This is a genomic window from Streptomyces sp. NPDC093598, from assembly GCF_044764825.1.
In the GTDB taxonomy this organism is placed as follows: domain Bacteria; phylum Actinomycetota; class Actinomycetes; order Streptomycetales; family Streptomycetaceae; genus Streptomyces.
On record NZ_JBIWIV010000008.1, the window covers coordinates 121,973 to 148,941 of the forward strand.

Annotated in this window: 26 protein-coding genes; 16 read left to right on the forward strand and 10 right to left on the reverse strand. The window is 71.9% G+C overall.

From position 1 onward, the window contains the following. Nucleotides 1-81 precede the first annotated feature (81 nt). The gene (locus tag ACIRDU_RS23695; RefSeq protein WP_403582385.1) at nt 82-885 is read right to left on the reverse strand and encodes a nuclease-related domain-containing protein; all 804 of its coding nucleotides are present in this window, start codon (nt 883-885) and stop codon (nt 82-84) included. A gap of 119 nt (nt 886-1,004) precedes the next feature. Between ACIRDU_RS23695 and ACIRDU_RS23700 the strand changes: the two genes are divergently transcribed. From ACIRDU_RS23700 to ACIRDU_RS23730, 7 genes are all read left to right on the forward strand, one after another. Then, nucleotides 1,005-1,508: a dual specificity protein phosphatase family protein gene (locus ACIRDU_RS23700; protein WP_403582387.1), complete on the forward strand. Its 504-nt coding sequence runs from the start codon at nt 1,005-1,007 to the stop codon at nt 1,506-1,508. A gap of 142 nt (nt 1,509-1,650) precedes the next feature. Beyond that, nucleotides 1,651-2,472, forward strand: a complete 822-nt coding sequence (locus ACIRDU_RS23705) for a hypothetical protein (RefSeq protein ID WP_403582388.1) — start codon at nt 1,651-1,653, stop codon at nt 2,470-2,472. Next, nucleotides 2,469-3,716: an ATP-binding protein gene (locus ACIRDU_RS23710; RefSeq protein WP_403582389.1), complete on the forward strand. Its 1,248-nt coding sequence runs from the start codon at nt 2,469-2,471 to the stop codon at nt 3,714-3,716. The genes ACIRDU_RS23705 and ACIRDU_RS23710 overlap by 4 nt, the downstream gene beginning before the upstream one ends. A gap of 114 nt (nt 3,717-3,830) precedes the next feature. After that, nucleotides 3,831-4,328 carry an SH3 domain-containing protein gene (locus tag ACIRDU_RS23715; protein WP_403582391.1) on the forward strand — a complete coding sequence of 166 codons (498 nt, stop codon included), beginning with the start codon at nt 3,831-3,833 and terminating at the stop codon, nt 4,326-4,328. A gap of 52 nt (nt 4,329-4,380) precedes the next feature. Further along, on the forward strand, nt 4,381-5,745 hold the full coding sequence (locus ACIRDU_RS23720; protein WP_403582393.1) for an FtsW/RodA/SpoVE family cell cycle protein: 1,365 nt from the start codon (nt 4,381-4,383) through the stop codon (nt 5,743-5,745). Beyond that, nucleotides 5,742-7,202 (forward strand): penicillin-binding transpeptidase domain-containing protein, encoded by a 1,461-nt coding sequence (locus ACIRDU_RS23725; protein ID WP_403582395.1) that lies wholly within the window; start codon nt 5,742-5,744, stop codon nt 7,200-7,202. Before ACIRDU_RS23720 ends, ACIRDU_RS23725 begins: the two co-directional genes overlap by 4 nt. Nucleotides 7,203-7,265: 63 nt before the next feature. After that, nucleotides 7,266-7,775, forward strand: coding sequence for a DUF3291 domain-containing protein (locus ACIRDU_RS23730; RefSeq protein ID WP_403582397.1), 510 nt, complete (start codon nt 7,266-7,268; stop codon nt 7,773-7,775). A gap of 5 nt (nt 7,776-7,780) precedes the next feature. Here the strand turns inward: ACIRDU_RS23730 and ACIRDU_RS23735 are convergent, their stop codons facing one another. After that, the gene (locus ACIRDU_RS23735) at nt 7,781-8,893 is read right to left on the reverse strand and encodes a ferritin-like domain-containing protein (RefSeq protein ID WP_403582399.1); all 1,113 of its coding nucleotides are present in this window, start codon (nt 8,891-8,893) and stop codon (nt 7,781-7,783) included. A 121-nt stretch (nt 8,894-9,014) separates the two neighbouring features. Here ACIRDU_RS23735 and ACIRDU_RS23740 point away from each other — a divergent pair, with 121 nt between their 5' ends. The 4 genes from ACIRDU_RS23740 to ACIRDU_RS23755 all read left to right on the forward strand — a co-directional run bounded on the left by ACIRDU_RS23740 (nt 9,015) and on the right by ACIRDU_RS23755 (nt 12,417). Beyond that, on the forward strand, nt 9,015-9,953 hold the full coding sequence (locus ACIRDU_RS23740) for a diiron oxygenase (protein ID WP_403582400.1): 939 nt from the start codon (nt 9,015-9,017) through the stop codon (nt 9,951-9,953). A 203-nt stretch (nt 9,954-10,156) separates the two neighbouring features. Beyond that, nucleotides 10,157-10,816 (forward strand): TetR/AcrR family transcriptional regulator, encoded by a 660-nt coding sequence (locus ACIRDU_RS23745; RefSeq protein WP_403582401.1) that lies wholly within the window; start codon nt 10,157-10,159, stop codon nt 10,814-10,816. A gap of 4 nt (nt 10,817-10,820) precedes the next feature. Further along, nucleotides 10,821-11,144, forward strand: coding sequence for a hypothetical protein (locus ACIRDU_RS23750; RefSeq protein ID WP_403582403.1), 324 nt, complete (start codon nt 10,821-10,823; stop codon nt 11,142-11,144). Between the two features lie 106 nt (nt 11,145-11,250). Continuing rightward, nucleotides 11,251-12,417, forward strand: coding sequence for an NlpC/P60 family protein (locus ACIRDU_RS23755; protein ID WP_403582405.1), 1,167 nt, complete (start codon nt 11,251-11,253; stop codon nt 12,415-12,417). Here the strand turns inward: ACIRDU_RS23755 and ACIRDU_RS23760 are convergent. The 5 genes from ACIRDU_RS23760 to ACIRDU_RS23780 are packed head-to-tail and all read right to left on the reverse strand — an operon-like array spanning nt 12,381 to nt 18,124. Further along, entirely contained in the window at nt 12,381-13,643 is a 1,263-nt protein-coding gene (locus tag ACIRDU_RS23760; protein WP_403582406.1) for a styrene monooxygenase/indole monooxygenase family protein, read from the reverse strand. The genes ACIRDU_RS23755 and ACIRDU_RS23760 overlap by 37 nt on opposite strands. Nucleotides 13,644-13,655: 12 nt before the next feature. Continuing rightward, entirely contained in the window at nt 13,656-14,303 is a 648-nt protein-coding gene (locus ACIRDU_RS23765; RefSeq protein ID WP_403582407.1) for a GTP-binding protein, read from the reverse strand. Next, complete coding sequence (locus ACIRDU_RS23770; RefSeq protein WP_031110388.1) at nt 14,284-14,706, reverse strand: DUF742 domain-containing protein; 423 nt, start codon at nt 14,704-14,706, stop codon at nt 14,284-14,286. The genes ACIRDU_RS23765 and ACIRDU_RS23770 overlap by 20 nt, the downstream gene beginning before the upstream one ends. Beyond that, entirely contained in the window at nt 14,703-15,227 is a 525-nt protein-coding gene (locus tag ACIRDU_RS23775; RefSeq protein ID WP_403582408.1) for a roadblock/LC7 domain-containing protein, read from the reverse strand. Before ACIRDU_RS23775 ends, ACIRDU_RS23770 begins: the two co-directional genes overlap by 4 nt. Then, nucleotides 15,224-18,124, reverse strand: coding sequence for a nitrate- and nitrite sensing domain-containing protein (locus ACIRDU_RS23780; RefSeq protein WP_403582409.1), 2,901 nt, complete (start codon nt 18,122-18,124; stop codon nt 15,224-15,226). Before ACIRDU_RS23780 ends, ACIRDU_RS23775 begins: the two co-directional genes overlap by 4 nt. Nucleotides 18,125-18,492: 368 nt before the next feature. On the opposite strand from ACIRDU_RS23780, the gene ACIRDU_RS23785 reads away from it, so the two are divergent. Further along, the gene (locus ACIRDU_RS23785) at nt 18,493-19,278 is read left to right on the forward strand and encodes a protein phosphatase 2C domain-containing protein (protein ID WP_403582411.1); all 786 of its coding nucleotides are present in this window, start codon (nt 18,493-18,495) and stop codon (nt 19,276-19,278) included. Nucleotides 19,279-19,290: 12 nt separating this feature from the next. Here the strand turns inward: ACIRDU_RS23785 and ACIRDU_RS23790 are convergent, their stop codons facing one another. Continuing rightward, on the reverse strand, nt 19,291-19,782 hold the full coding sequence (locus ACIRDU_RS23790) for a MarR family winged helix-turn-helix transcriptional regulator (RefSeq protein ID WP_403582413.1): 492 nt from the start codon (nt 19,780-19,782) through the stop codon (nt 19,291-19,293). Nucleotides 19,783-19,997: 215 nt separating this feature from the next. After that, nucleotides 19,998-22,412, reverse strand: coding sequence for an endopeptidase La (gene lon / locus ACIRDU_RS23795; protein ID WP_403582414.1), 2,415 nt, complete (start codon nt 22,410-22,412; stop codon nt 19,998-20,000). A 175-nt stretch (nt 22,413-22,587) separates the two neighbouring features. On the opposite strand from lon, the gene ACIRDU_RS23800 reads away from it, so the two are divergent. Next, nucleotides 22,588-23,247, forward strand: coding sequence for a GNAT family N-acetyltransferase (locus ACIRDU_RS23800; RefSeq protein ID WP_403582633.1), 660 nt, complete (start codon nt 22,588-22,590; stop codon nt 23,245-23,247). 12 nt (nt 23,248-23,259) lie between these two features. Here the strand turns inward: ACIRDU_RS23800 and ACIRDU_RS23805 are convergent, their stop codons facing one another. Continuing rightward, the gene (locus tag ACIRDU_RS23805) at nt 23,260-24,063 is read right to left on the reverse strand and encodes a rhomboid-like protein (protein WP_403582415.1); all 804 of its coding nucleotides are present in this window, start codon (nt 24,061-24,063) and stop codon (nt 23,260-23,262) included. A 170-nt stretch (nt 24,064-24,233) separates the two neighbouring features. Here ACIRDU_RS23805 and ACIRDU_RS23810 point away from each other — a divergent pair, with 170 nt between their 5' ends. From ACIRDU_RS23810 to ACIRDU_RS23820, 3 genes are all read left to right on the forward strand, one after another. Then, complete coding sequence (locus ACIRDU_RS23810) at nt 24,234-24,911, forward strand: spermidine synthase (protein WP_403582417.1); 678 nt, start codon at nt 24,234-24,236, stop codon at nt 24,909-24,911. A gap of 135 nt (nt 24,912-25,046) precedes the next feature. Then, entirely contained in the window at nt 25,047-25,787 is a 741-nt protein-coding gene (locus tag ACIRDU_RS23815; protein WP_356436261.1) for a response regulator transcription factor, read from the forward strand. Further along, entirely contained in the window at nt 25,784-26,896 is a 1,113-nt protein-coding gene (locus tag ACIRDU_RS23820; protein WP_403582419.1) for an ATP-binding protein, read from the forward strand. The genes ACIRDU_RS23815 and ACIRDU_RS23820 overlap by 4 nt, the downstream gene beginning before the upstream one ends. The last annotated feature ends 73 nt before the right edge of the window (nt 26,897-26,969 follow it).

Below are 26,969 nucleotides of genomic sequence, written 5' to 3' on the forward strand. Positions count from 1 at the left end.
CACCCGCTCGGCAGCGGCAGGCCCGCTCCCGGCCCCCGGAGCACCCTCGACCCGCCCGGCCGACTCCGGTACACCTCACGCTCACACCCGAGCCCACGTGTTCCGGTCACGGGCCATCGCGTGCAGGGCCTCCACGTCCGCCGGTTTCAGGACTCCGCCCCGGTGGGCCAGTCCCTCCATCTCCGTGGCCGTCAGGACGTGGACCTCCCGTGGGGCGGTCGGGACGGACACCCCCGCCGGGTCGACCAGGACGAGTACCGGGCGGACCTCTGCCGTCAGGGCGTGGGAGGCGCGGTCGGCGTCGGTGCGGAGGCGGCGCAGGAGGGGGTGGGGGTCGCGGCGGCCCAGCGTGATCATGGGGTCGGTGATGGTGACGCGCTGCTTGCGGGCGTGGAGGGTGTGGACGGCGTAGAGGCCGCCGGGGCCTATCAGCAGGTGGTGGATGCGGTCGCCGCCGGGGAGTGGCACGGAGTGCAGGGCGTGCCAGCCGGCGCCGTCCAGGCGGTCCAGGGCGTCTCCCACTGCCTGCTCGGCGGCCAGGGCCCTGCGGCGGGGATCGGGGCGCAGCCGGCGAGTCGGGCCGGGGTCGCGATCGAGGGCGACGATGAGGGCCTCGCCGGGGCGGTTGGGGGCCAGGTCGTCGTCGGGGTGGAGAGCGAGGCGGGCCAGTTCGGCGGGGGTCGGCACCGGGGGCGGCCCCACCGTCACCTCACCGGTGATGAAGGGCCCGAGGGCCCGCAGGACGTCGTCCTCGCGGTCCTCGCCGAGCAGGTTCACCCGGGCCGCCTCACGGTCGTACCAGGCGATGTTCCGGCCGTCCGGGAGGCAGACGTACAGCCGCTCACGGCCGTGCCGCCAGGTCGGTATGACGCGCAGTCCGTTCATGCACCATCACCCCAGTCCATGGGAACAGGCGGGGTGCTGCGGGGGCAAGAACCCGGTTACCTTTGTGAGGAGTTGGGCCTGCCCGCGGACCCTCGGGCGGTGATGGTGGGGAGGCGCCGTTGCGTACCCGCAGTAAACCCGACGTACCCGCTCCCCAGAGCCCGTGGAGCGAGGTCGTCCCCGGCCTCTGGATGGGCGGCCACGAGTACACGGGGGCCTTGGGGCATCTGGAGTTCGCCGTCGTACGGAACGAGTTCGATCTCGTGCAGACGCTGCTGCGGCTGCCGGGGCACGGGCCCGATCCGGGCGTCCGGCACCATGTGTGGCCCATCCCCGACGGGCCGCTGGACGGGACGCAGCTGGCCGGGGTGATCCGGCTGGCCGAGGCGGCGTGCGAGGCGATCGGCGAGGGGCGCAGGGTCCTGGTCCGCTGTTACCACGGGTACAACCGCTCCGGTCTCGTCGTCGCGCACGCGCTGATGCGCCAGGGCAGCTCCGCCGAGGCGGCGATCCGGCTGATCCGGGCCCGCCGCTCGCCCTGGGCCCTGCACAACGACCTGTTCGTCGAGTACCTGCGGGCCGGGCTGGCCACGGCCCGGCTGCTGGAGGAGCTCACCGAGTAGCACGACAGACAGGCGCCTGCGTGCGTACGGCTGCGCGCATACGGCTGCCCTCTCGCGCAAATGGGACTTCCCTACGAATAAGGTGTACGCGGCCGACGGTCGCGTCCGCCCGTGCGATCACCCACGAAACGCCAGGAGTGCAGTGCCCCTCAGCCGCCCCGGAAAGGCCGCCCGTCGCCTCGCCGTCGTCGCCCTCGTGCTGGCCACCGCCGTGGGCTGCGGGGACGCCGGTGGCCTGGAGGGCGCGGGGTCGACCCCGACGGCGCAGGGGCCGGCCCGGCTCTGGCCGGAGCTGACACCGGCGTCGAGTCCGGCCTTCGAGATCGGCGAGGTGAACACCGAGGTGGTCAAGGGGGTGAAGGTCCCCGGCGACGACATCCGACGGGTCGACCCGGTCGAGATCGTCCGGGCCGAGATCGCCGGGAACCCGGGCGACTACGACGGCGCCAAGGCGCCCTACCGCGACACGAGGCGTGAGATGGCCGACTGCGCGAAGGGCACGGGGCACGGGAAGTGCCCGGTGCTCAGGCCGTACTACCGGGACCTGACCGGCGACGGGCGCGACGATCTGACGCTGGGCTTCCCGCTGCTGCCCGGCAAGACGACCGCGGTCCGCGTCTACACCGTCGAGAAGCACCGGCTGGTGCAGGTGATGGCGTGGGAGGACGCGCTCAGCGGTGTGGAGCTGGCCGGGCGCTCCCTGGTCATCCGCTCGCCGTCGGAGGTCGCCGGGTACGAGTACCGCCTCCAGTGGACCTGGGACCGGGACCAGCGGGCCATGCTGCTCACCCATGACGAGATGCTGCGCACCGGTCCGCGCAAGCACTCCCGGCACCCGTCGGCCTCGCCTGCCGTCTCCGCGAACGACTCCCCGTCCGTCTCCGCGTCCGACGCCCCGTCCGACGCCCCGTCCGACTCCCCGTCCGACTCCCCGTCCGTCTCTCCCTCGGCGAGCGGCGGATGAGACCCGTGCTCCCCCAGTGGTCCGGGACGCTCGCCGCGAAGGCCGCCGCCTTCATCACGGTGATGTGCTGCGCGCTGGCGGCGCTGCTCGGCGTCCTGGTGCATGTGCAGGTGACGAACCAGACGGTCGGCCAGGCCCGGGTCCAGGCGTTGCAGCGGCTGACGCAGGCGACGGAGCGGTACGAGGCCGGGGACACGCTCCGGCCGGGCGCCGGGGTGGATCCGCCGGAGCTGCCCCGGGAGCTGCGAGACCTGGCGGTGGCGGGGGACCGCGGCACGATGGTCGCCGAGCGCGCGGGACGCCCCACGATGTGGGCGGCGGGCCCCGTCGACGGCGGCCGGGCGCTGGCCGTGGCGGTCGACTACTCGCAGCAGGCCCGCACGATCGACGGCCTCGACCGGGCGATCGTGTGGTCGTCGGGCCTGGCGATCGGGGCGACGCTGCTGGTCGGGGCGTTCGCGGTGACGCGGGTGACGCGGCGGTTGCACACCACGGCGCTGGTGGCCCGGCGGATCAGCGCGGGCGACCTGGACGCGCGGGTGAACGACCCCCGTACGGGCCCGCGCACGAAGGCCGGACCGCCGGACGAGGTGACCGCGGTCGCCGCCGCGCTGGACTCCATGGCGGCGTCGCTCCAGGGCAAGCTGCTCGCCGAGCAGCGCTTCACGGCGGATGTGGCGCATGAACTGCGCACGCCGCTGACCGGGCTGCACGCGGCGGCCGAACTGCTGCCGCCGGGCCGTCCGACGGAGCTGGTCCGGGACCGGGTGGCGGCGCTGCGCACCCTCACCGAGGACCTGCTGGAGATCTCGCGGCTGGACACCGGGCGGGAGCGGGTGGAGCTGGACACCGAGCAGTTGGGGCCGCTGGCCGAGCGGGCGGTGCGGGCGGCGGGGAACGGCACGGAGGTCAGGGTCGTACGGGATGTGTCCGTGGAGACGGACCGGCGGCGGCTGGAGCGCGTGCTGGGCAATCTCGTGGAGAACGCGCACAAGCACGGACGGGGGCCGGTGGTGCTGACCGTGGACGGGCCCGTGGTGACCGTTCGCGACCACGGTGACGGGTTTCCGGAGTACCTGGTCGCGCACGGGCCGCAGCGGTTCCGCACGGAGGGCGGTACGCGGGGGCACGGGCTGGGACTGACCATCGCGTCGGGGCAGGCCGAGGTGCTGGGCGCGCGGCTGGAGTTCGCGAACGCGCCGGAGGGCGGGGCGATGGCCACCTTGAGACTGGCGGCGGAGTGAGGGCTCGGGGCACGTCCTCCTATGGCCCAGCGTGAGGGGCGGCGCTCCAGAGGCGCTCCTAATGTGGCGATTAGTCAGCTTCAGCACTTTCGCCCCCACATGGAGGTAAGCCCCATGTCCCTGCGCTTCCGCCTCTGCATAGCCACCGCCGCCGGACTCCTCGCCGCCGCGGCCGCCGTCACGCCTGCCGCCGCCGATGCGCAGGACGACTGGGACCCGATGGGCGGCAACGGGAACCACCAGCACGACCCGAGCGGTGGAAACGGCCACCACGACCCCAACGGCGGCAACGGCCACCACGACCCGAACGGCGGCAACGGTCACCACGACCCGAGCGGTGGGAACGGCCACCACGACCCCAACGGCCACCACGACCCGCGCCTCTACAAGGGCGTCGTCACAGCGGACAGGCTGGCGCTGCGCAGCGCCCCGAACCGCGGTTCGCGGATCATCCGGTACGTCCACCGGGGCGACGTCGTCAAGATCTTCTGCAAGACGGGCGGCGAGACCGTGCGGGGCAATCCGCTCTGGTACCTCCTGACCGACGGCACCTGGGCCTGGGGTGCGGCCCGGTACATCGACAACATCGGCCCCGCGCCACGCTGGTGCTGACACTCGGTCACCCGAAGGCACACAAGATGCACTGTTTGGGTAAGTTCCGGACATGAGCAAGGCCGGAATCACCGTGGCGACGGCGGACCCGCCCGCGCCCGCCGTCCGCCCCCTCCCCCGGCGCCGGGGCATCGAACTCGCCCTCATCGTGCTGGCCGTCCTGCTGTCGGTGTACGGCTACTGCGCCGTGGGCCTGGCCCGGCACGGAGCGCTTCCGCCCGGCGCCGCCGGCTACGGCGCGGGGCTCGGAGTGCTGGCGCTGCTGGCCCATCTGGCGGTACGCCTGCGAGCCCCGTACGCCGACCCCCTGCTCCTGCCGATCGGGGTGCTGCTCAACGGGCTCGGCCTGGTGCTGATCTACCGGCTCGACCTGGAGACCCCGGGCGACCGGGCGGCACCGGCCCAGCTGGTGTGGTCGACGCTGGGCGTGGCGCTGTTCATCCTGGTCGTCCTGCTGCTGCGCGACCACCGGGTGCTCCAGCGCTACACGTACGTCTGCGTGGTCGCGGCCCTGGTGCTGCTCACGCTGCCGATCCTGTTCCCGGCGGTGAACGGGGCCCGCCTGTGGATCCGGATCGCCGGGTTCTCCATCCAGCCGGGCGAGTTCGCGAAGGTGCTGCTGGCGGTGTTCTTCGCCGCGTACCTGGCGGCGAACCGCAACGCCCTCGCCTACACCGGCCGCCGCATCTGGAAGCTCCAGCTTCCCACCGGCCGCGTCCTCGGCCCGATCGTCGCCGTCTGGCTGGTGAGCGTCGGCGTGCTGATCCTGGAACGCGACCTCGGCACGTCGCTGCTGTTCTTCGGCCTGTTCGTGGTCCTCCTCTACGTCGCCACCGGCCGCACCGGCTGGATCGCGGTCGGCCTGGTGCTGGCCTCGCTGGGTGCGGTCGCCGTCGGCCGGCTGGAGCCGCACGTGCACAGCAGGATCGAGACCTGGCTGCACCCCTTCGCCTCCATCGAGGCGGGCGAGGGCGCGAACCAGCTCGCCCAGTCGCTGTTCGCCTTCGCGGAGGGCGGCATGCTCGGCACGGGCCTCGGACTCGGCCACTCCTTCCTCATCGGCTTCGCCGTGAAGTCGGACTTCATCCTGGCCACCGCGGGCGAGGAACTCGGCCTGGCCGGCCTCTGCGCCGTCTACCTCCTCTACGCCCTGCTGGTGGAGCGCGGCTTCCGCGCGGGTCTCGCGCAGCGCGAGCCCTTCGGCCGGCTGCTCGCGGTCGGCCTCGCCTCACTGGTGGCACTCCAGGTGTTCGTCATCGCGGGCGGCGTGACCGGGCTGATCCCGCTGACCGGCATGGCGATGCCGTTCCTCGCCCAGGGAGGGTCGTCGGTGGTCACCAACTGGTCGATCGTGGCGCTGCTGGTCCGGGTGAGCGACTCGGCCCGGCGGAGTTACGACGGGCAGGACGCCCGGTGACCCGGCACATCCGGCACGCCGGATACTTCTGCGCCCTGCTGCTGGTGGCGCTGCTGCTGAACGCGGCCCGCGTCCAGGTCTTCCAGGCCCCGTCGTACGACCGCAACCCCGCCAACCGGCGCCCCGACATCACCCGCTACGAGCTGCCCCGCGGCGACATCCTGGTCGGCGGCCGGCCCGTCACCGGTTCCAGGGACACCCGCGAGCACCTCCGCTACGAACGGACCTACAGCGACGGCCCGTTGTACGCGCCGATCACCGGCTTCGCCTCCCAGCTGTACGGGACGACGTTCCTGGAGAGCGCCGAGGACGGCGTGCTGTCCGGCGCGGACCCGATGCTCGCGCCGTTCCCCCTGTGGAACGACTTCACGCGCGCCCGCAACGCCGGCGGGGACGTCGTCACGACACTCCTCCCGGCCGCACAGCAGGCGGCGTACCGGGGACTCGCGGGCCGCAAGGGCGCCGTGGCGGCGCTGGAGCCGTCGACCGGCCGGATCCTCGCCCTGGTGTCCGCCCCGTCCTACGACCCCCAGCCGCTGTCCGGCAACGGCGTGGCGGCGGCCGAGGCCTGGAGGCGGCTCCACGCGGACAAGGACCGGCCGATGCTCAACCGGGCGGTGCGGCAGACCTATCCGCCGGGCTCCACCTTCAAGGTCGTCACGGCGGCCGCAGCGCTGGACGCCGGTGTGGTCACCGACCTCGCAGCGCCGACCGACTCCCCCGACCCCTACCGGCTGCCCGGGACGCGGACGCGGCTGACGAACGCGTCGGAGGGCTGCCTGGACGCCTCCGTGCGGGAGGCCTTCGTCTTGTCCTGCAACACGGTGTTCGCCAGGCTCGGTGTGAAAGTGGGCGTGACGGAGATGACGGCCACCGCGCACGCCTTCGGCTTCGACAACGCGGAGCTGAGGATCCCCTTCCCGGTGGCCCGGTCCACCTTCGACACCACCCTCGACAAGGCCCAGCTGGCCCTGTCGTCGATCGGCCAGTACAACACCCGGGCCACACCGCTCCAGATGGCGATGGTCGCGGCGGCCGTGGCGAACGGCGGCCAGGTGCGGGACCCCTACCTGGTGGAGCGCACGATCCGGCCGGGCGGCAGCACCCTCGCGACGGCAGGCTCGCGGGCGAGCCGCCGGGCGATGTACCCGTCCACAGCGGTCCGGCTGCGGGCGATGATGCGGGACGTGGTCGAGAACGGCACCGGACACAGGGCCGCGATCCGCGGCGCCACGGTCGGCGGCAAGACCGGCACCGCCGAGCACGGCCTGGGCAACAGCGGTACGCCGTACGCCTGGTTCATCTCCTGGGCGCAGGGGAACCGCGAACTGACGCCGCGGGTGGCGGTCGCGGTCGTCGTGGAGGACGCGGAGGCGGAGGGCGGGGACCTCAGCGGGGGCGGTGACGCGGCGCCGATCGCACGGGCGGTCATGGAGGCGGTGCTGAAGTCCCGCTGAGGGGCGCCCGATTGGTGAGACGGGTCTACCGCAGCGGGGAGCTCCCGACCTAACGTTCGGTTCATGACTCAGCCTGCCACCGCTCACGAACTCGCCGAGGTCAACATCGCCCGTCTCAAGGCACCGCTGGACTCCCCGCAGTTGAAGGACTTCGTCGACGCCCTCGATCCGGTGAACGCCGACGCCGACGCGGCCGACGGTTTCGTCTGGCGTCTTCAGAGCGACACCGGCAACGCCACGGACGTGTCCGTCTTCGGCGACTCCTGGCTGATCCTCAACATGTCGGTGTGGCGCGACATCGACACCCTGACCGCGTACATGTACCAGGGCAGGCACCGTGAGATGCTCGCCCGCCGCCGCGAGTGGTTCGAGCGCGTCCAGGAGGCCATGGTCACCCTGTGGTGGGTCCCCGCCGGCCACCGGCCCACGGTCGCCGAGGCGGAATCCCGCCTCCTCCACATCCGCACCCACGGCCCGACCCCGTACGCCTTCACCCTGCGGACGTCGTTCCCGCCCCAGGGGGCGACGCCGCTGACCGGCGAGGTGCCGGAGGGGCTGGGCTGCGCGCTCTAGCGCACTCACCCGTCGGCTCGCCGCCCCGCGTCGATCGCCCCCCGCACCTCCGCGACCCGCTCCTTCTCCTCCGCCGCGAAGCGCTCGGCGTCGAGTTTCTCGGCGATCTCCTCGTCCTGGGACATCAGCAGGTCCAGGCTGGAGTCGCCCATCTCCAGGACGCCCATGTCGACGTAGGCCTGCTGGAGGCGTTGGCCCCACAGGCCGATGTCCTTGACGCAGGGGACGATGCGGCTGAACAGGAGCTTGCGGAACAGGGTGAGGAACTCGGACTGTTCGCTGTACTCCTCCGCCTCGGCCTTCGGGATGCCGAAGTTCTCCAGCACCTCCACGCCTCGCAGCCGGTCGCGCATGAGGTGACAGCCCTCGATGACGAACTCCTCGCGCTCCCTCAACTCGGCGTCCGTGAGCTGCCGGTAGTAGTCGCGCAGGGCCATCCGCCCGAAGGCCACGTGCCGGGCCTCGTCCTGCATGACGTAGGCGAGGATCTGCTTCGGCAGTGGCTTGTCCGTCGTGTCCCTGATCATGCCGAAGGCGGCCAGCGCGAGGCCCTCGATCAGCACCTGCATGCCCAGGTACGGCATGTCCCAGCGGGCGTCGCGCAGCGTGTCGTCCAGCAGGGACTGGAGGTTGTCGTTGATCGGGTACAGCAGCCCGATCTTGTCGTGCAGGAACCGGCCGTAGATCTCGGCGTGCCGGGCCTCGTCCATGGTCTGGGTCGCGGAGTAGAACTTGGCGTCCAGGTCGGGGACCGACTCCACGATGCGGGCGGCGCAGATCATCGCGCCCTGCTCGCCGTGCAGGAACTGGCTGAACTGCCAGGAGGCGTAGTGCCGGCGCAGGTCACCCTTGTCCTTCTCGGTCAGCTTGGCCCAGTGCCTCGTCCCGTGGAGGGACATCGCCTCGTCCGGGGTCCCGAGCGGATCGTACGGGTCGACCTCCAGCTCCCAGTCGATCCGCTGCTGGCCGTCCCACTGCTTGTCCTTGCCCTTCTGGTAGAGGGCCAGGAGGCGCTCGCGGCCGTCGTCGTACTCCCAGTTGAAACGGGCCGCGCCGCTCGCCGGCACCTGTCGGACGGGCTCTTCCGGTTCCTTGGCGTACAGGTCGAAGGTCGGCATGCCCGCAGGCTCACACGAGGTAGACATCGGGTCAACAAGTAGCGCGCGGGGGATTGACGCGCTTGCTGACAGGCAGTCTCATAAGAGCGACAGTGACGTGTGCACAACGAGGTGGGCAGCCATGACGACCCTGACGGAAGCCGACGCGCTCGACGGCCTGCGCGATGCCCTCGGCCTGCTGAAGGACCGGGAGCAGGTGGCCCAGCGGCTGCTCGACTCCTCCGCCAAGCATTCCTTCGACCCGGACGAGGAACTGGACTGGGACGCGCCCTTCGAGGAGGGCAAGTACTTCTGGCCGCCGGAGCTGGTGTCGCTCTACGACACCCCGCTGTGGAAGCGGATGGGCGAGGAGCAGCGGATCCTGCTCTCCCAGCACGAGGCGGCGGCGCTGGCCTCCCTGGGCATCTGGTTCGAGATCATCCTGATGCAGCTGCTGGTCCGGCACATCTACGACAAGGCGGCGACGAGCGCGCACGTCCGCTACGCGCTCACCGAGATCGAGGACGAGTGCCGGCACTCCAAGATGTTCGCCCGGCTGATAACCCAGGGCGACACGCCCTGGTACCCGGTCAGCCGCGCGCACCAGCACCTGGGCCGTCTGTTCAAGACCATCTCGACCACGCCGGGTTCTTTCACGGCGACCCTGCTGGGCGAGGAGGTCCTCGACTGGATGCAGCGGCTGACGTTCCCCGACGAGCGCGTCCAGACCCTGGTCCGCGGCGTCACCCGCATCCACGTCGTGGAGGAGGCCCGCCACGTCCGCTACGCCCGCGAGGAACTCCGCCGCCAGATGGTGACGGCCCCCAAGTGGTCCCAGGAGTTCACCCGCATCACCTCCGGCGAGTTCGCCCGGGTCTTCTCGGTGGCCTTCGTGAATCCCGACGTCTACACGAACGTGGGCCTCGACAGGCGCGAGGCCCTCGCCCAGGTACGGGCGAGCGGCCACCGCCGGGAGGTCATGCAGAACGGCTCCAAGCGGCTGACCGACTTCCTCGACGACATCGGGGTGCTGCGGGGCGTCGGGCGCCGGCTGTGGAAGTCGTCGGGGCTGCTGGCGTAGGGGGTGTGAGGGTCGAGGGTGTCCGCCCGCGGCGGTGGGCGCGTCGACGGGGAGTGAACCGGTACGCGATCCCTTCGCGCCGTCTCAGGACGCCCCTCGGCGCGGCCCCGACCCACCACCCGGCCTCAGGCGCGGGCACCCGCAGGCGGAGGCGCACGCACCACCGCTACGCAGCCCCCGGCACCCCGATTACGCTGCGAGGCATGACACCAGCCGCCCCCACCCCCGCCTACCGGCGACTCAGCGTCGAGGAACGCCGCAGCCAGCTGCTCACCTCCGCGCTGGACCTGTTCGCCCACCGCGCCCCGGAGGAGGTGTCCCTCGACGACGTGGCGGAGGCGGCCGGGGTCTCGCGGCCCCTGGTGTACCGGTACTTCCCGGGCGGCAAGCAGCAGCTCTACGAGGCCGCCCTGCGCTCCGCCGCCGACGAGCTCCAGCACTGCTTCGACGAACCCCGCGAGGGCCCCCTCCTGCGCCGCCTCTCCCGCGCCCTCGACCGCTACCTCACCTTCGTCGACGAGCACGACACCGGCTTCAGCGCCCTCCTCCAGGGCGGCAGCGTCGTGGAGACCTCACGCACCACCGCCATCGTCGACGGCGTCCGCCGCGTCGCCGCCGAGCACATCCTCAGCCACCTGGGCGTCACCGGCCCCGGTCCGAGCCTGCGCATGACCGTCCGCATGTGGATCACGGCCGTGGAGGCGTCGTCGCTCATCTGGCTCGACGAGGACAAGCAACCGCCCGCCGGGGAACTCCGCGACTGGCTCGTCGAGCAGTTCGTGGCGATGCTGACGGTGACCGCCCGCCGCGACCCGCAGACCGACGCCCTGGTCCAGGCCCTCGCCGGGGATGTCCGACACTGATCCCGTGAAGAGCGAAGAGACCCCCTTCGAGGGCGGCCCCATGGACGGAAGGGTCCTGCCCGTCCTCCTCGGCATCACCGGCCACCCGCCCAAGACGTACCGCATCCCCGTCCCGGACCCCGACGGCGGGCCGGACACCGTGCTCGTCTACCGCCGCGTCCCCCGGGGACCGGGCAAGGTCGGCCTGACCAACCGCTGGAAGTACGAGTACGCCCCGGAGGGCGTCCCGCCCCGCCGCCTGAACTGGCCCTGGTCGAAGCCGGACCCCACACCCCCCGTCGATCCAGACGCCACGCCGCCCGGCAAGCCGGACGACGCCGACGGGTGACCCCGTTGCGCCGAACCGCGCACACCCACCGCGCGCACCGCACGCCCACGCCTGATCCTCACGATGTCCGGCGGCACCACGCCGCCCGCACAACGGAGGTGACGGCATGTCAGGAAAGCTTCTGCGTCTGGTCTGCGTCGCGGCGACGGCGGCCGGAACCGTTCTGGTGCCCGTCCCGGCCACGGCCGTCCCCGAGCCGGACACGGAACAGCGCCACGTCGCCGAGCTTCTGACAGATCTTCAGACGCTGTACAGGAAGGCCGAGAAGGCCACCGAGGCCTACAACGCCACCGAGGAGAAGCTGAAGGAGCAGCGTGCCGAGACCGACCGCCTGGACCGGGCCCTCGCCCGCGCCCGGCTCTCCCTGCACGACAGCCGGGGCGCGGCCGGCCGGCTGGCCCGGCAGCAGTACCAGAGCAGCACCGACATCTCCCCCTACGTACGCCTGCTCCTGGCCCGCGACCCGCAGCACGCGATCGAGCAGGGGCATGTGATCGGCCGGCTCGCACAGGAGCGGGCGGACACCGTCGGCCGGCTGACCGGCAACGAGCACAAGGCCCACGAGCTGGCCCGCAAGGCCCGCAAGGCCCTCGACGAGCAGCTCGCCCTCACCGAGCGGCGCAAGAAGGAACGGGACGAGGTCCGCGCCCGCCTCCACGACGTCGAGGAAGTGCTCGCCTCCCTCAGCCGCGAGCAGCTCACCGCGCTCGCCGCGTTCGAGCGGAACGGCGTCACGAAGGCGCAGGAGGAGTTCATGGCGTCCGGCGCGCTCGGTCACGGCGGGAGCAGCAGCGTCCGCACCCCGTCGGCCGAGGGCGACCGGGCCGTGCGCTACGCCGTGCGGCAGCTCGGCAAGCCGTACGAGTGGGGCGCGGAGGGCCCGGGGACGTACGACTGCTCGGGGCTGACGTCGCAGGCCTGGGCCGAGGCCGGGATGCCCATTCCCCGGACCAGCCAGGAGCAGTGGGAGCAGCTGGAGCGGATCCCGCTGGACCAGCTGCGCCCGGGCGACCTGGTCGTGTACTTCCCCGAGGCCACGCACGTGGCGCTGTACCTCGGGGACGGCATGGTCGTCCAGGCACCCCGTCCGGGCGCGAAGGTGAAGGTGTCACCGATCGCGGCCAACCCGGTCCTGGGCGCCGTGCGCCCGGACCCGACGGGGAAGCCCCTGCGGCGCTACGAGCCGCCGGAGCTCCCCGAGGGCGCCACGGACGGGCCGGACGAGGGCTTCGAGGGTTACGCGGCGCCCGCGCCGGACACGTCGGCCAGGTAGGCCTGCGTCTTGGCCGGGTCGTAGAAGAAGTTCTCGAAGTCGGCCGGGTCGTTGAAGCCGTTGGCGAAGCGGTCGGCGACCGGCTGGATCTCACCGGCGGCGCCGATCAGGTTCAGGATGTGCTCCGGCGGCGGCGCGAGCATCGCGTTGGTCCACTTGGTGACGTGCTGGGCGGTGTTCCAGTAGCGGTCGAAGGTGGCCCGCATCCAGTCCTCGTCGAACGGCTTGTCACCGTGCTCGACGATCGAGGAGAGGTACGCGGCGGCGCACTTGGACGCCGAGTTGGAGCCCTGTCCGGTGATCGGGTCGTTGGCCACGACGACGTCCGCCACACCCAGCACGAGTCCGCCGCCGGGGAGGCGGCCGACGGGGTTGCGGACGGTGGGGGCGTAGCGCCCGGCCAGCGTGCCGCCTGCGTCGGTCAGTTCGACCTTGGTGGCCCGCGCGTACTCCCAGGGGACGTACCGCTCCATGAGTTCCAGGGTCAGGGAGAGGTGCTCCGCGGGGTCCTTGACGCCGTTGAAGGCGTCGAGCGGGCCGCCGGGTATGCCCTCCCAGAACAGGATGTCGGCACGGCCGGAGGTGGTCAGGGTCGGCATGACGAACAGTTCGCCGACACCCGGCACGAGGTTGCAGCGGACCGCTTCGGTGCCGGGGTGCTCGGGGCGCGGGCCGAGGCCGTGGACGTACGCCACGGCCAGCGCGCGCTGCGGCTCGCTGTAGGGGGAGCGTTCCGCGTCGCGGCCGAACATCTGGACCAGCTCGCCCTTGCCGGCCGCGACGAGCACCAGGTCGTAGGTGCGGGAGAAGTAGTCGAGGTCGCCGACGGCCGCGCCGTGGATGACGAGCTGGCCGCCGCGCTGGGCGAACGTCTCCATCCAGCCGGCCATCTTCACGCGCTGGTCGACGGACTGCGCGTATCCGTCGAGCGTGCCCAGCCAGTCGATGGCGCGGGCGGAGGGGCCTTCGGCCCAGGAACCGGGGGCGGCGACCGAGACGCCGAGTCCTTCGATCTTCGGGGCCTGGGACTCCCAGAAGTTCAGCTGGAGATCGCGCTCGTGCTGCAGGGCCGTGTGGAACATGCACTGCGTGGACATGACCCGGCCGGTGCGGATCTCGTCCGCCGTCCGGTTGGACATGAGGGTGACCTCGTACCCCTGTGACTGGAGGCCGAGAGCGATCTGGAGCCCGGACTGACCGGCTCCGACGACGAGTATCTTCCGCATGCGGGCTGTCCTCTACTCGGGGGTTTCGTCGAGCGCGTGGCCCACGAGGGCCAGGAGGGTCTCGATCACGGAGATCCGGCGACGCGCGTCCATGATCATGACAGGTATGTGTCGCGGGATGGTCAGGGCCTCCCGCACATCCTCCGGCTCGAACAGGTCGCTGCCGTCGAAGTGGTTGACCGCGACCACGTACGGCAGTCCGGAGCTCTCGAAGTAGTCCAGGACCGGGAAGCAGTCCTTCAGCCGGCGGGTGTCGGCCAGGACCACGGCGCCGATCGCGCCGCGCACGATGTCGTCCCACATGAACCAGAACCGCTGCTGGCCGGGCGTGCCGAACAGGTAGAGCACCAGGTCGTCGTCGAGCGTGATGCGCCCGAAGTCCATGGCGACGGTGGTGGTGGTCTTGCCCGGGGTGGCGGTGAGGTCGTCGGTCGCCTCGCTCGCCTCGGTCATCAGCGCCTCGGTCTGGAGGGGCGTGATCTCCGAGACGGCGGTGACCAGCGTGGTCTTGCCCACGCCGAAGCCGCCCGCCACCACGATCTTCGTGGCTATGGGGGCACGGGTACGGTCCGTCTCCCAGGCGTGCATGCTGTCGTCCGGCCGACCGAACGGGGATGAACCAGAGACGCCGTGAGCGGCGTCAGAGACGACGGAGTCCACTCAGCACCCTTTCCAGCAGAGCCCGGTCCGGGCGGCCCGTGCCATGGCCGGTGCCCGTTCCGTACACACGGATCTTTCCCTGGTCCGCGAGGTCGCTCAGGAGCACGCGGACCACGCCGAGCGGCATCTTCAGCAGCGCGGCGATCTCGGCCACCGTACGCATCCGGCGGCACAGTTCGACGATGGCCCGCAGCTCCGGCATCACGCGGGTGGAGAGGTGGCCGTTCGTCAGTTCCTTGCGCTCCTCCGGGGCGTCCAGCGCGGCCGTGCTCGCCACGAAGGTCTCCACGAGGAGGACGTGGCCGAAGCGGGTGCGGCCGCCGGTGAGCGAGTAGGGGCGGACCCGGGCGGGTTTGCGGTCACCGCCGCGGACCGGGAGGTGGTGCTTGGGCGTACTGCTCATCGGGCACTCCCCGTCGTCTGGGAATCCTCCAGGGATTTACGGAGCTCGCTGCGGAGTTCGGGCGTCAGCACATGGCCGGCCCGGCCTACGAACAGGGCCATGTGGTACGCCACCACGCTCATGTCGCAGTCCGCGGAGCCGTGGACGCCGAGCAGCGAGCCGTCGCTGATCGACATCACGAACAGGCTGCCCTCGTCCATGGCGACCATCGTGTGCCGGACCCCGCCGAAGTCCATCAGCCTGGCGGCGCCGACGGTGAGGCTGCCGATGCCGGAGACGATGGTGGCCAGGTCGGCGGCGGAGCCGCGCGGGCCGGTGCGCCGGGTCCCGCCGGCTTGCAGGGCCTCCCTCGCCTCCTTGTTGCGGGTGTCGTCGGAGGAGAGCAGGAGCAGTCCGTCGGACGAGACGACCGCGACCGAGAGGATGCCGGGTACCTCCTCGACCAGGTTGGTCAGCAGCCAGTGCAGGTTGCGGGCCTCACTGCTCAGTCCGATCAGTCCGAAGGTACTGGGAGCGGTCAACTGCTTGCCTCCTCGACTGTGCCCCCCGTGGCTTCTTCGGATTCAGCTGGTCGTGCTGCGCCGGTGGCCGGCCGCTGGTGCGAGGCCGTCCCCTCGGCGATCTCCGCCTCCACGTCGCGGTAGCCGGCCTGCGCCCCCTGGCGGAATCCGCCGAGGCGGCGGCGCAGGGCTTCGGCGTCGACGGAGCCGCTGCGCTGGCGCGGGGCGGTGGTCGGTGCGGTGATCTTCGGGGTGCGCTTGGGGAGGCCCTTGTCGGTGACGCGGTCCTCCTCCTCGTCGGACGCGCGCTCGTGCTCCGTGCTCTCGTCCCCGTCCGCATCGCCCGTGCGGGGTGCGTCCTCGGGTGCGAGCGGCCGCTGGGAGCCGGTCTCGCCACCGGCGGCCGCGGTTTCGCGCCCGGTCGGGTCCGGCGCCCCCTGCTGCGCCGGGATCAGCAGCTCCATCGTGGTTTCCGCGGGGGACTCCACGGGTGCGGCGGTCTCGGCCGGGTCGAAGGGTGCCGCCGGTTCGGTGGGTGCGGGCGGGGTTGTCGCCTCGGCCGGTTCCGGCTCCATGGCCGGTTCCGGCTCCATGGCCGGTTCCGGCTCCACCACCGGTTCCGGCCCCCCGGCCGGTTCCGGGTGCTGTTTGGCGGCGGTGCTCTCCTCTGCTTCGTCCTGCCGTACCGCCTGCTCCGCCAGGGCCACCAGCGGGTCGTCACCGGCCATGCGGCCGGGCAGGACGTTGGAGTTGGCCTCGGCGTCGGCGCCCGGGAAGGAGAACGAGGGGGTCGTACCGGCCAGGGGGCCGGAGGCCGGGACGGTCACGGGCGGGGCGGCGGCGAGGAGCGTGCGGGGCAGGACGACGACCGCCGCCACACCGCCCTGCTTCTGCTCGCGCAGCTGGACGCGCACGCCGTGACGGTGGGCGAGCCGGGCCACGACGTACAGGCCGAGGCCCAGACCGTCGTCGCCCTCCTGGTCGTAGGGCGCCTCGGGGTCGAAGTCGGCGAGGCGGGAGTTGAGGCGGTCCAGCCGCTCCTCGGCCATCCCGATGCCCTCGTCCTGGACGGAGAGCATGACCTCGCCGTTCTCCAGCAGCCAGCCGGAGATCTCGACGGGCAGGTCGGGCGGGGAGAACGAGGTGGCGTTCTCCATGAGTTCGGCCAGCAGGTGAGAGAGGTCGTCGGCGGCGAACCCGGCGATGTGCGCGTGGGGCGGCAGCGCGGCGATCCGGACCCGCTCGTACCGCTCGATCTCGCTCACCGCGGCACGGACGACGTCCACCAGCGAAACGGGCCCGGCGGCGTGCTGAACATGCTCGGTACCGGCGAGGACCAGCAGGTTCTCGCTGTGCCGGCGCATGACCGTCGCGAAGTGGTCGAGCTTGAACAGCGTGGCGAGCCGGTCCGGGTCCTGTTCGCGCTCCTCCAGGTTCTCGATGACGGCCAGTTGCCGCTCGACCAGACCGAGGGTGCGCAGGGCGAGGTTGACGAACGTCCCGCCGATGGCCGAGCGCAACCGCTCCAGCTGGGCGGCGGACTCGGCGAGTTCGCCGCGCAGTTCCTCGCGGGCGTCGGCCATCTTCTGGCGCTGCCCGACGAGGTGCTTGCGGTCGGACTCCAGCGTGGTGATCCGCTCGGTGAGGGCGGCCGCGTGCGCGTGCAGGGCGTTGACGGAGCGGACGACCTGGGCGAACTCGTCGTTGCGGCCGGTGAACTTCACCGGCTCCTCGGCCGCCGGGTCGTCGGCCTCGGCGAGGCGCTTCGACCCCAGCCGCAGGACCGCGAGCGGGCGGGTGAGGCTGCGGGCCATGCCCGTGGCGACGCCGACGGCGAGCAGCATGAGGGCGCCGAGGACGGCGATGCGGATCTCCAGCGCGGTGACGTCGTCGTCGCGCAGCGCCTCGAGGTCCTTGGTGCGCCGGTCGTAGAGGGCCGACTCCACGCCCCGCATCAGGTCGACGCGCGCGGACAGGGCCGCGTCCAGCCTCTTGGTCCCGGTGGCGAGATCGCTGCGGGAGAGCGTCGGCTGGTCGGTCAGCGTGGCGAGGTACTTGTCGGCGGAGTTGACCTCGGTTCCGGTGACCGTGGAGTCGAAGGAGGCGCGGGCCGGCTTGGGCGCGGTGCCGCGGAAGTCGGCCAGGGCCGCGTCGGAGCGCAACCGGGCCTGCTGGGCGGCGGCGCTCAGGGCGTCGCGCTGCCGGGTCTCGGCGTCCGAGGAGGTGCTGGTCTCGGTCGGCAGGCCGGTGACGGGGTCGATGACCGTCTCGGTGCTGCGCGGCACGCTGAGCGCGGCGAGCAGCAGGCCGCGGGCCGCGGCGGCCTGCTGGACGGCGGAGTCCAGCTCGGCCAGCGCGTAACCGCCGGCACCCGCGCGCGGCGGCGTCTGCTGCGCCAGCTGCTCGGCGAGCCGGTGGAGTTCGGTGATGGTGGTGGAGTACGCCTGGTGCGCTTCGAGGGCGCTGCTCTTGCCGGTGAGCGCCGCCCGGCGCACGGCCGCTATGCCGTCGAGGTCGGAACGGAGCGAGGCGGGCGTGTCGGTGTCGGACCGCAGCTCCTCGACCTGCCGGTCCACCCGGGCGCTGCGCTGCTCGGAGGGGGCCTTGGACTTGGGTCGCCCGGCCGCGATGTAGGAGGTGACGTCGTCCCGCTCGTCGGCGAGTGAGTGCGCGAGGGCGAGCGCGTCCTGGGTCTGCTCCGCGAGCGTCACCAGCTTCTGGGAGTCGTGGAGTTCCCCGGAGGCGGCGAGGACGGACGGGGCGCCGGCACCGGCGATGGCCGCGGCGACCACGGCCACGGCCACGATCAGCCGGTTGCGTACGTGCGTGGGGCGGCCCTTGCCGGTGGGGGGCGTCGGCTCAGCGCCCTGAACTGGGGCCGTCTGCTTGCCTGTGCGACGAGGCCGCGTCTTCTGCACCGGTGCTCGCATTCCTGACTCGTGAACCCTTGGGCCCGGGTGACGCTCCGTCAACTGACGCGTACTCCCGGTACACTTCCCGACCCTCCCAGCGCCGGTGGGCGGCGCACGCGCATCACCTGACCCGCCACCCGAAGGAGTGAACCCCGGACGGGAGTTGAGGGGCAAGTTCCGCAGGCCTGTGCAGGGGCCTTGTGCGGCACGCCGGTTGGACGACGGGAACGGCCGGTGGCAGTATTCGCCACCACGCCTTCCCGGAACAAATCATTCCACCCCAAACCTGGCACCTGACCTGCGTGGCTGCGCCGGTCCGGCACCCATGGCCGACCCTTTGCGGCCCTTGTGAAGGGCTCGTGCAGACTTGCTGGATGCGAACTGAACTCGCCTCGGAGCCGGGAGACGCCGACCGCCCCAACGAGGACTTCGCCAGTGTCGGACTACCGGCCTCGGGGCAGGGCGGTTCGGTCGTCGTCCTCGACGGGGTCACCCCACCGAAGGCAGGGACGGGCTGTCTGCATTCCGTCCCCTGGTTCACCGCACGCCTCGGCGGCGCACTGACCGAACTGACCGTTTCACTCCCGGATGTTCCCCTCGTCGACGCCTTGTCCCGCGCCATCGCGCGTACCTCCGACGCACACGCCGCAACCTGTGACCTTTCTCACCCCCGGACACCTCAGGCCACGGTGGTCGCGACCCGCTGGAATCCGGCCACGGTGGAGTATCTGGTCCTGTCGGACTCGGCTCTTCTCCTGGAGTCCCCGGACGGCGTGGTGACCCCCGTCCTCGACGACCGGCTGTCCCTGCTCCCCCGCTCGGCGCTGGCGACGGACGCGCTGGTGGACTCCACGCTCCGCAACCTGGAGGGCGGCTTCTTCACGGCCGCCGCGGATCCCTCGGTGGCCCGGCGAGCGGTGACCGGCACCCTGCCCCGCGGAGAGGTGTGCGCCCTGGCCGCGCTGACGGACGGTGCCACGCGCTGGGTGGAGCGGTTCGAGGAGGGCGACTGGACGGACTGCTTCCACCTCGTCCGCAAGGAGGGCCCACAGGCACTGGTGGACCGCGTCCGGGCACTGGAGCGGTCGGACGCCGCCGCGACGTTCCTGGGCAGGAGCAAGAGGCACGACGACGCGACGGTGGTGTTCGTCGAGTTCTGAGGGGGTCCGGCCCTACTTCTCCATGCCGCGGTTGAGCTGGTTCAGCAGCCGGGCCAGTTCCGTGACCTCGCGGGAGTCCCAGTCGGCCAGGCGGCCGGCGTAGCGGGCGCGGCGGGCCTCCCGGACCCGGCGGACGCGGCCGTGGCCCTCCTGGGTGAGGGCGACCAGCCAGGCCCGTCCGTCGGCGGGGTCGGGCTCGCGCGCGACCAGCCCGAGTTCCTCCAGGGCCCGCAGCTGGCGGGACATCGTCGCCTTGCCGACCCCGATGTAGGCGGCGAGCTCGGTCGCCCGCTGCTGTCCGCACTCGTCCAGCCGGACGAGCAGGCCGTACGCGGACGACTCGAGGTCGGGGTGGACCTCACGGGCCATCTCGCCCTGGCTGGCCCGGGCGCGCCGCAGCAGCACGGTCAGCTCGCGCTCCAGCGCCAGGAAGGCGGGCTGATCCACACCGCTTCCGGCCACACCGGCGTCGCGGTGTCCGTCGTCGTTGCCGCCGTCGCGCACGTCAGTCCCTGCCTCGGTCGTCGCCCGGTCGTGAGAATCCGGTACTGGAATTTTCCGCCACCTGCCGCCATCACCGCAGTTCGGCAAGTATTCCGCAGGTCAGGGCGTCCGTGTCCACGGGGCCGCCCCATGGTGAAGGGCCGGGTCGCCACCACACGGCGAAGGCCCGGGCTCCCTCACGAGAACCCGGGCCTTCACCGGTCCGATCGCGTCCGTCACGCCGCGACCGGGACCTCCGGCGCCGCCCCGCTGGTCGCGGGCGCGAGCGCCAGTTCCAGGACCTGGCGGACATCGGTGACGGCGTGGACGTCGAGCTTGTCCAGCACCTCCGCCGGGACGTCGTCCAGGTCGGGCTCGTTGCGCTTGGGGATGATCACCGTGGTGACACCGGCCCGGTGCGCCGCGAGCAGCTTCTGCTTCACGCCGCCGATCGGCAGGACCCGCCCGGTCAGCGAGACCTCACCGGTCATCGCCACGTCCGTGCGGACCAGCCGGCCGGACAGCAGGGACGCCAGGGCCGTCGTCATCGTGATGCCCGCGCTCGGGCCGTCCTTGGGGACCGCGCCCGCCGGGAAGTGGATGTGCACGCCCCGGTCCTTCAGATCGGCCACCGGCAGTTCGAGTTCGGCGCCGTGGGAACGCAGGAAGCTCAGCGCGATCTGCGCGGACTCCTTCATCACGTCACCCAGCTGTCCGGTCAGGGTCAGCCCGGCCGCGCCCGTCTCCGGGTCGGCCAGCGACGCCTCGACGAACAGCACGTCACCGCCCGCTCCGGTCACCGCGAGCCCGGTGGCCACGCCCGGCACGGACGTCCGCCGCTCGGCCGGGTCCTGGGCGGACTCGGGCACGTGGTGCGGCCGGCCGATCAGGTCGCGCAGGTCCTCGTCGCGGACGGTGAACGGCAGCTCGCGCTCGCCCAGTTCGTGCTGGGCGGCGATCTTGCGCAGCAGGCGCGCGACGGACCGCTCCAGGGTGCGCACGCCGGCCTCGCGGGTGTACTCGCCGGCGAGCTTGCGCAGCGCCCCCTCGTCGATGGTCACCTCGTCCTTGTCGAGGCCGGCCCGCTCCAGCTGGCGCGGGAGCAGGTGGTCACGGGCGATGACGACCTTCTCGTCCTCGGTGTAGCCGTCCAGGCGGACGATCTCCATCCGGTCGGCCAGGGCTTCCGGGATCGCCTCCAGGACGTTGGCGGTGGCCAGGAAAACGACGTCCGACAGGTCCAGCTCGACCTCCAGGTAGTGGTCCCGGAAGGTGTGGTTCTGTGCCGGGTCGAGCACCTCCAGCAGGGCGGCGGCCGGGTCGCCCCGGAAGTCCGAGCCGACCTTGTCGATCTCGTCGAGGAGCACGACCGGGTTCATCGACCCGGCCTCCTTGACGGCCCGGACGACCCGGCCCGGCAGCGCGCCGACGTACGTACGCCGGTGTCCGCGGATCTCGGCCTCGTCGCGGACGCCGCCGAGGGCGACGCGGACGAACTTCCGGCCCATCGCGTGGGCGACGGACTCGCCGAGGCTGGTCTTGCCGACGCCGGGCGGCCCGACGAGCGCGAGCACGGCACCGCCGCGCCGCCCGCCGACCACGCCGAGACCCCGGTCGTCACGGCGCTTGCGCACCGCCAGGTACTCGGTGATGCGTTCCTTCACGTCCTCCAGCCCGGAGTGCTCGGCGTCCAGGACCGCCTTGGCGCCCCGGATGTCGTAGGCGTCCTCGGTGCGCTCGTTCCACGGCATCTCCAGGACCGTGTCGAGCCAGGTGCGGATCCAGGAACCCTCGGGCGACTGGTCGGAGGACCGCTCCAGCTTGTCGACCTCCTTGAGCGCGGCCTCGCGGACCTTCTCGGGCAGGTCGGCGGCCTCCACGCGGGTGCGGTAGTCGTCGGACTCCTCGCCCTCCTGCTCGCCGTTGAGCTCGCGCAACTCCTTGCGGACGGCTTCCAGCTGACGCCGCAGCAGGAACTCGCGCTGCTGCTTGTCGACGCCCTCCTGGACGTCCTTGGCGATGGACTCGGCCACGTCCTGCTCGGCGAGGTGGTCGCGCAGCTGCTGGGTGGCGAGCTTGAGCCGGGCCACCGGGTCGGCGGTCTCCAGCAGCTCGACCTTCTGGTCGGTGGTCAGGAACGGCGAGTAGCCGGAGTTGTCGGCGAGCGCCGAGACGTCGTCGATGGCCTGGACCCGGTCGACGACCTGCCAGGCACCGCGCTTGCGCAGCCAGGCGGTGGCGAGGGCCTTGTACTCCTTGACCAGTTCGGCAACCTGCCCGGGCAACGGCTCCGGCACGGTCTCGCCGACGCTGGTGCCCTCGACCCACAGGGCGGCGCCGGGTCCGGTCGTCCCCGCACCGATCCTCACCCGCCCCCGGCCGCGGATCAGCGCGCCCGGGTCGCCGTCGGCCAGCCGGCCGACCTGCTCGACGGTGCCGAGCACACCGGTGTTCGCGTAGGTCCCGTCGATGCGTGGCACCAGGAGTACCCGGGGCTTTCCGGGCGTTGACCGGGCAGCGGCCTGAGCAGCCTCCACAGCGGCACGGACCTCGGAATCGCTCAGGTCCAGCGGGACCACCATGCCGGGCAGCACGACCTCGCCGTCGAGCGGCAGCACGGGCAGGGTGAGCGGTGTGGACGTCGAAGCCATGATCTCCCCTTCGGCAGTCAAGTTGAGCTATGCCGACTCAATGCTCGAGCGGGGCCGGATGTTCCCTACCCGCTGTTCGCTGTCAGCGATCACCCGTGACATCGGGAGCGGGAGGGCGCGTAAGGTCCTGTGCGTAATAGATGATCAGGCCTCACGCTCATTACAGGGGATGGCATTGGACGGAACCGTGCAGGCATGGGTGAACGGCTGGGTCGTGTCGCGCGGGGCCGCTCCGCCGCTGCCCGAGCCGTGGGGCTGGACGATCGACATGGGGATGTACGGGCATGTCACGCGGCACGTGTTCGGCGCGACGGGCGAGGGCCTCGACGAGACGACCGTCCGCAAGGTGGCCGGGGCGGTGACCGGGGACGGCGTGTGGCTGAAGGCGTTCCGGGACCCCTCGGTGGTCTCCGGCTGGCTGGACGACACCTGGTGGATCGACCCGGAGCCCGGCTATTTGATGACGATCCCGCTGGCGGCGGACGGCGCTCCCGCCGCCCCCGACGGCTACCGGCTGCGCGAGTGGTCGCGCGCAGGAGTGACCCGTGTGATGGTGGCCGCGCCGGACGGGTCCCTGGCGGCGCGCGGCCAGATCGCGCCGACGGGCGAGACCGCCGTCGTCGACCAGGTCGAGACGGCCGCCGAGCACCGCCGCAGGGGTCTGGGCAGTCTCGTCATGCGGACGTTGCAGCACGTCGCCGTCCGGCAGGGGGCACGGACCGGCGTCCTGGCCGGGACACCCGCCGGGCGAGGTCTCTACGAGGCATTGGGCTGGGAGGTGGTGGCCCCGCTGACCAGCGCCAAGCACGGCCCGCCGGCCTCCGCCCGAACCTGAAGGGCCTCGCGCTCAGCCCCCGCCCGTGCCGAGGCGCGTCGCGTACCACCGCCGGACCACCGGCCAGGTCGCGATCCCGATGCCCAGGGCGATGAGGTGCCCCCAGTTCGTCATCGGGTCGGTGAAGGCGAGCAGGTCCTGGAGCAGCATCCAGCCGAAGCCGGCGAGCAGCGGCAGGCGCAGCCACAGCGGCAGGAGGCCGGCCAGGGCGCCGATGCCTGCGGCGACACCGAAGCTGACGCCGTAGTCGAGGCGGTGCAGGGAGCTGTCCGGGAGGTGCCCGGCCAGGACCGCGAGGCCGACCGGCACCTCGGTCGCGAGGGTGGCCAGCACGTGCCCGAGCAGGAAGACACCGGCCGTGCGCAGGCCCCCGAGGCGTCGTTCCAACGCGGTCAGCACCAGCACGAAGGCGATGGCGAAGGGTGAGGTCACCCCGCCCGCGACCCACAGCGCACTGCCGATCAGCACCAGCTCCGGCATGCGCACCAGGTGCGTCACATCCGTACTGGAGCCCTGAAGCAGGGCGTGCACCAGGGCCGGGTCCGCGTACGCGGTGATCAGCGAGGTGACGCAGAGGACGATCGCGTAGCCGAAGGTGAACGGCGTTCCCGTGGGGGTGGGCAGCAGCCGCCAGGGGCGCGGTGTGCACAGCCGGGACCCTGCCGCAAGAGCGGGCTCCGGTACGCGCGTGCCGACCGCCTCGCGCGGGCCCCGCTGCCGCGGCACGCCGTCCAGCAGCCCCGAACCGTCGCCGCCGGGCGCGCCTTGCGGCGACGGTTCGGCCGTCTCCCGGGGCGGCGCGGTGCGTTGCGTCAACGGGCGCTCCTTTCCGTCATGTCCCAGCCTTCGCCCCGGACACTCCGCTGTCTGTGACCCGCGCCACGCGAGTGCCGATTCACAGCAACCCGAAAGCCTCACCCCGCGTCCCCCGCGGGGCACGGCGAAATGCGAGGCGCCACACCCCCCTCCCCTGCGAGGATGCCCCCATGCCTACCCCGTACGACATTCCCGATGTGCTGGACCGTCGCGAGGGCCCGCACGGTGAGGTGGTGCTGCGACGGCACGGTGACCGGCTGGAGATCATCGCCAACGGCTGTTTCCTGATGGACACCTCCGACGGCCGCTCGGAGCGGCGGCTGGTCGACGCGGCACTGGACGCCCTGGCCGGCCGGGACCGCCCCGACGTCCTGATCGGCGGACTCGGCGTCGGCTTCTCCCTGGCGCACGCCGCGGCGGACCCGCGCTGGGGAGGGATCACGGTGGTGGAGCGCGAGCACGCGATCGTCGAATGGCATCGGGACGGCCCGCTCTCCGCGCTCTCCGCCCGGGCCCTGGCGGACCCCCGCACGAAAATCGTCGAGGCCGATCTGGTCGCACACGTCAATGAGACATCCGACACGTACGACGCCCTGTGCCTCGACATCGACAACGGACCCGGCTGGACTGTCACGGAGGGCAACGGAAATCTCTACCGAGAGGCCGGACTGGCAAGCTGCGCAAGGGTGTTGAGACCCGGCGGGGTTCTGGCCGTCTGGTCCGCCCAGCCGTCTCCGGAATTCGAAGAAACCTTGCGGAATGCCGGGTTCCAACAGGTGCGTACCGAAGAGATCCCGGTTGCCCGGGGCGTTCCGGACGTCGTGCACCTCGCCATCAGCCCTGGATAGCAAAGGCGTACTGACTCCCCGTACGCTGCTCCCCTGACGCCGATCATTCAAGCGTCAATCGCAACCATGCGCAGGCATAGCCAGTCAGAAGGAATCACCCCACTGATTCCGGAAAGCACACCCCAGGGGCGGGCGATGGAGCAGACACAGACCTCCCACAACGGTTCAGCGACGGCTACTCCGGGCGCACAGCGCCGGGTCCTGGTGGTCGAGGACGACGCGACGATCGTGGACGCCATCGCGACCCGCCTGCGGGCCGAGGGATTCCTCGTGCAAACTGCGGGTGACGGTCCCGCCGCGGTCGACACCGCCGAGGCATGGCAGCCCGACCTGCTGATCCTCGACATCATGCTGCCCGGCTTCGACGGCCTGGAGGTCTGCCGGCGCGTGCAGGCCGCCCGCCCGGTACCGGTGCTGATGCTCACCGCGCGCGACGACGAGACCGACATGCTCGTCGGACTCGGCGTCGGCGCCGACGACTACATGACCAAGCCCTTCTCCATGCGGGAGCTGGCGGCGCGCGTGCACGTACTGCTGCGCCGGGTGGAGCGGGCCGCCATCGCGGCGGCCACCCCCCGCTCCGGCATCCTGCGCCTCGGTGAGCTGGAGATCGACCACGCGCAGCGCCGGGTCCGGGTGCGCAGCGAGGACGTCCACCTCACGCCCACCGAGTTCGACCTGCTGGTCTGCCTGGCGAACACCCCGCGTGCGGTGCTCTCCCGTGAGCAGCTGCTCGCCGAGGTCTGGGACTGGGCGGACGCCTCCGGCACCCGCACGGTCGACAGCCACATCAAGGCGCTGCGCCGGAAGATCGGCGCCGAGCGGATCCGTACCGTCCACGGCGTGGGCTACGCCCTGGAGACCCCGACGCCATGAGCGGCGGGCCGGCCGCACGCAGAAACCCCGGGGAGCCGGAACCCTGGGGCGGGGTGAGCCCGTTCTCGATCAAGACCAAGCTGGGCGCACTGGTCGTCATCTCCGTGCTGATCACCACAGGTCTGTCGGTGATCGCGGTGCACACGAAGACGGAGCTGCGCTTCATCACGGTCTTCTCGATGATCGCCACACTGCTCATTACGCAGTTCGTGGCCCATTCGCTCACCGCACCGCTGGACGAGATGACCGCGGTGGCCCGTTCCATCTCGCAGGGCGACTACACCCGCCGGACGCGGGAGAACCGCCGTGACGAGCTGGGCGACCTGGCCGTGACGATCAACGCCATGGCCGACGAGCTGGAGGCACAGGACAGCCAGCGCAAGGAACTCGTGGCGAATGTCTCGCACGAGCTGCGCACCCCCATCGCGGGGCTGCGCGCGGTGCTGGAGAACATCGTCGACGGCGTCACACAGGCCGACCCGGAGACGATGCGCACGGCGCTGAAGCAGACCGAGCGGCTCGGCCGGCTGGTGGAGACGCTGCTGGACCTGTCCCGCCTGGACAACGGCGTCGTCCCGCTGAAACAGCGGCGGTTCGAGGTGTGGCCGTATCTGTCCGGCGTGCTGAAGGAGGCCAACATGGTCGCCTCCGTGCGCGCGGGCATCGCCACCGGCTCGGGCAGCCACACCCGTACGGACGTCCATCTGCACCTCGACGTCCACCCGCCGGAGTTGACGGCGCACGCGGACCCGGAGCGCATCCACCAGGTCGTCGCGAACCTCATCGACAACGCGGTCAAGCACAGCCCGCCGCACGGCCGGGTGACGGTCAAGGCGCGGCGCGGCGCCCTGCCGGAGTCGCTGGAGCTGGAGGTCCTGGACGAGGGCCCCGGCATTCCGAAGTCCGAGTGGCACCGCGTCTTCGAGCGGTTCAACCGCGGCAGCGCCAAGCGGCCGCAGGGGCCCGGCAGCGACGGCGGCACGGGGCTCGGCCTGGCGATCGCCCGCTGGGCGGTGGACCTGCACGGGGGCCGGATCGGAGTGGCCGAATCCGAGCGAGGTTGCCGGATTCTTGTCACTCTTCCGGGACTGTCATCTGTGCCAAGTTGACGTAAAGTTCGAAGCGGAGCCACAAGATCCACGGGCGTCCGCGCTGACGGACACGTGTGATCAGGCACAGGCC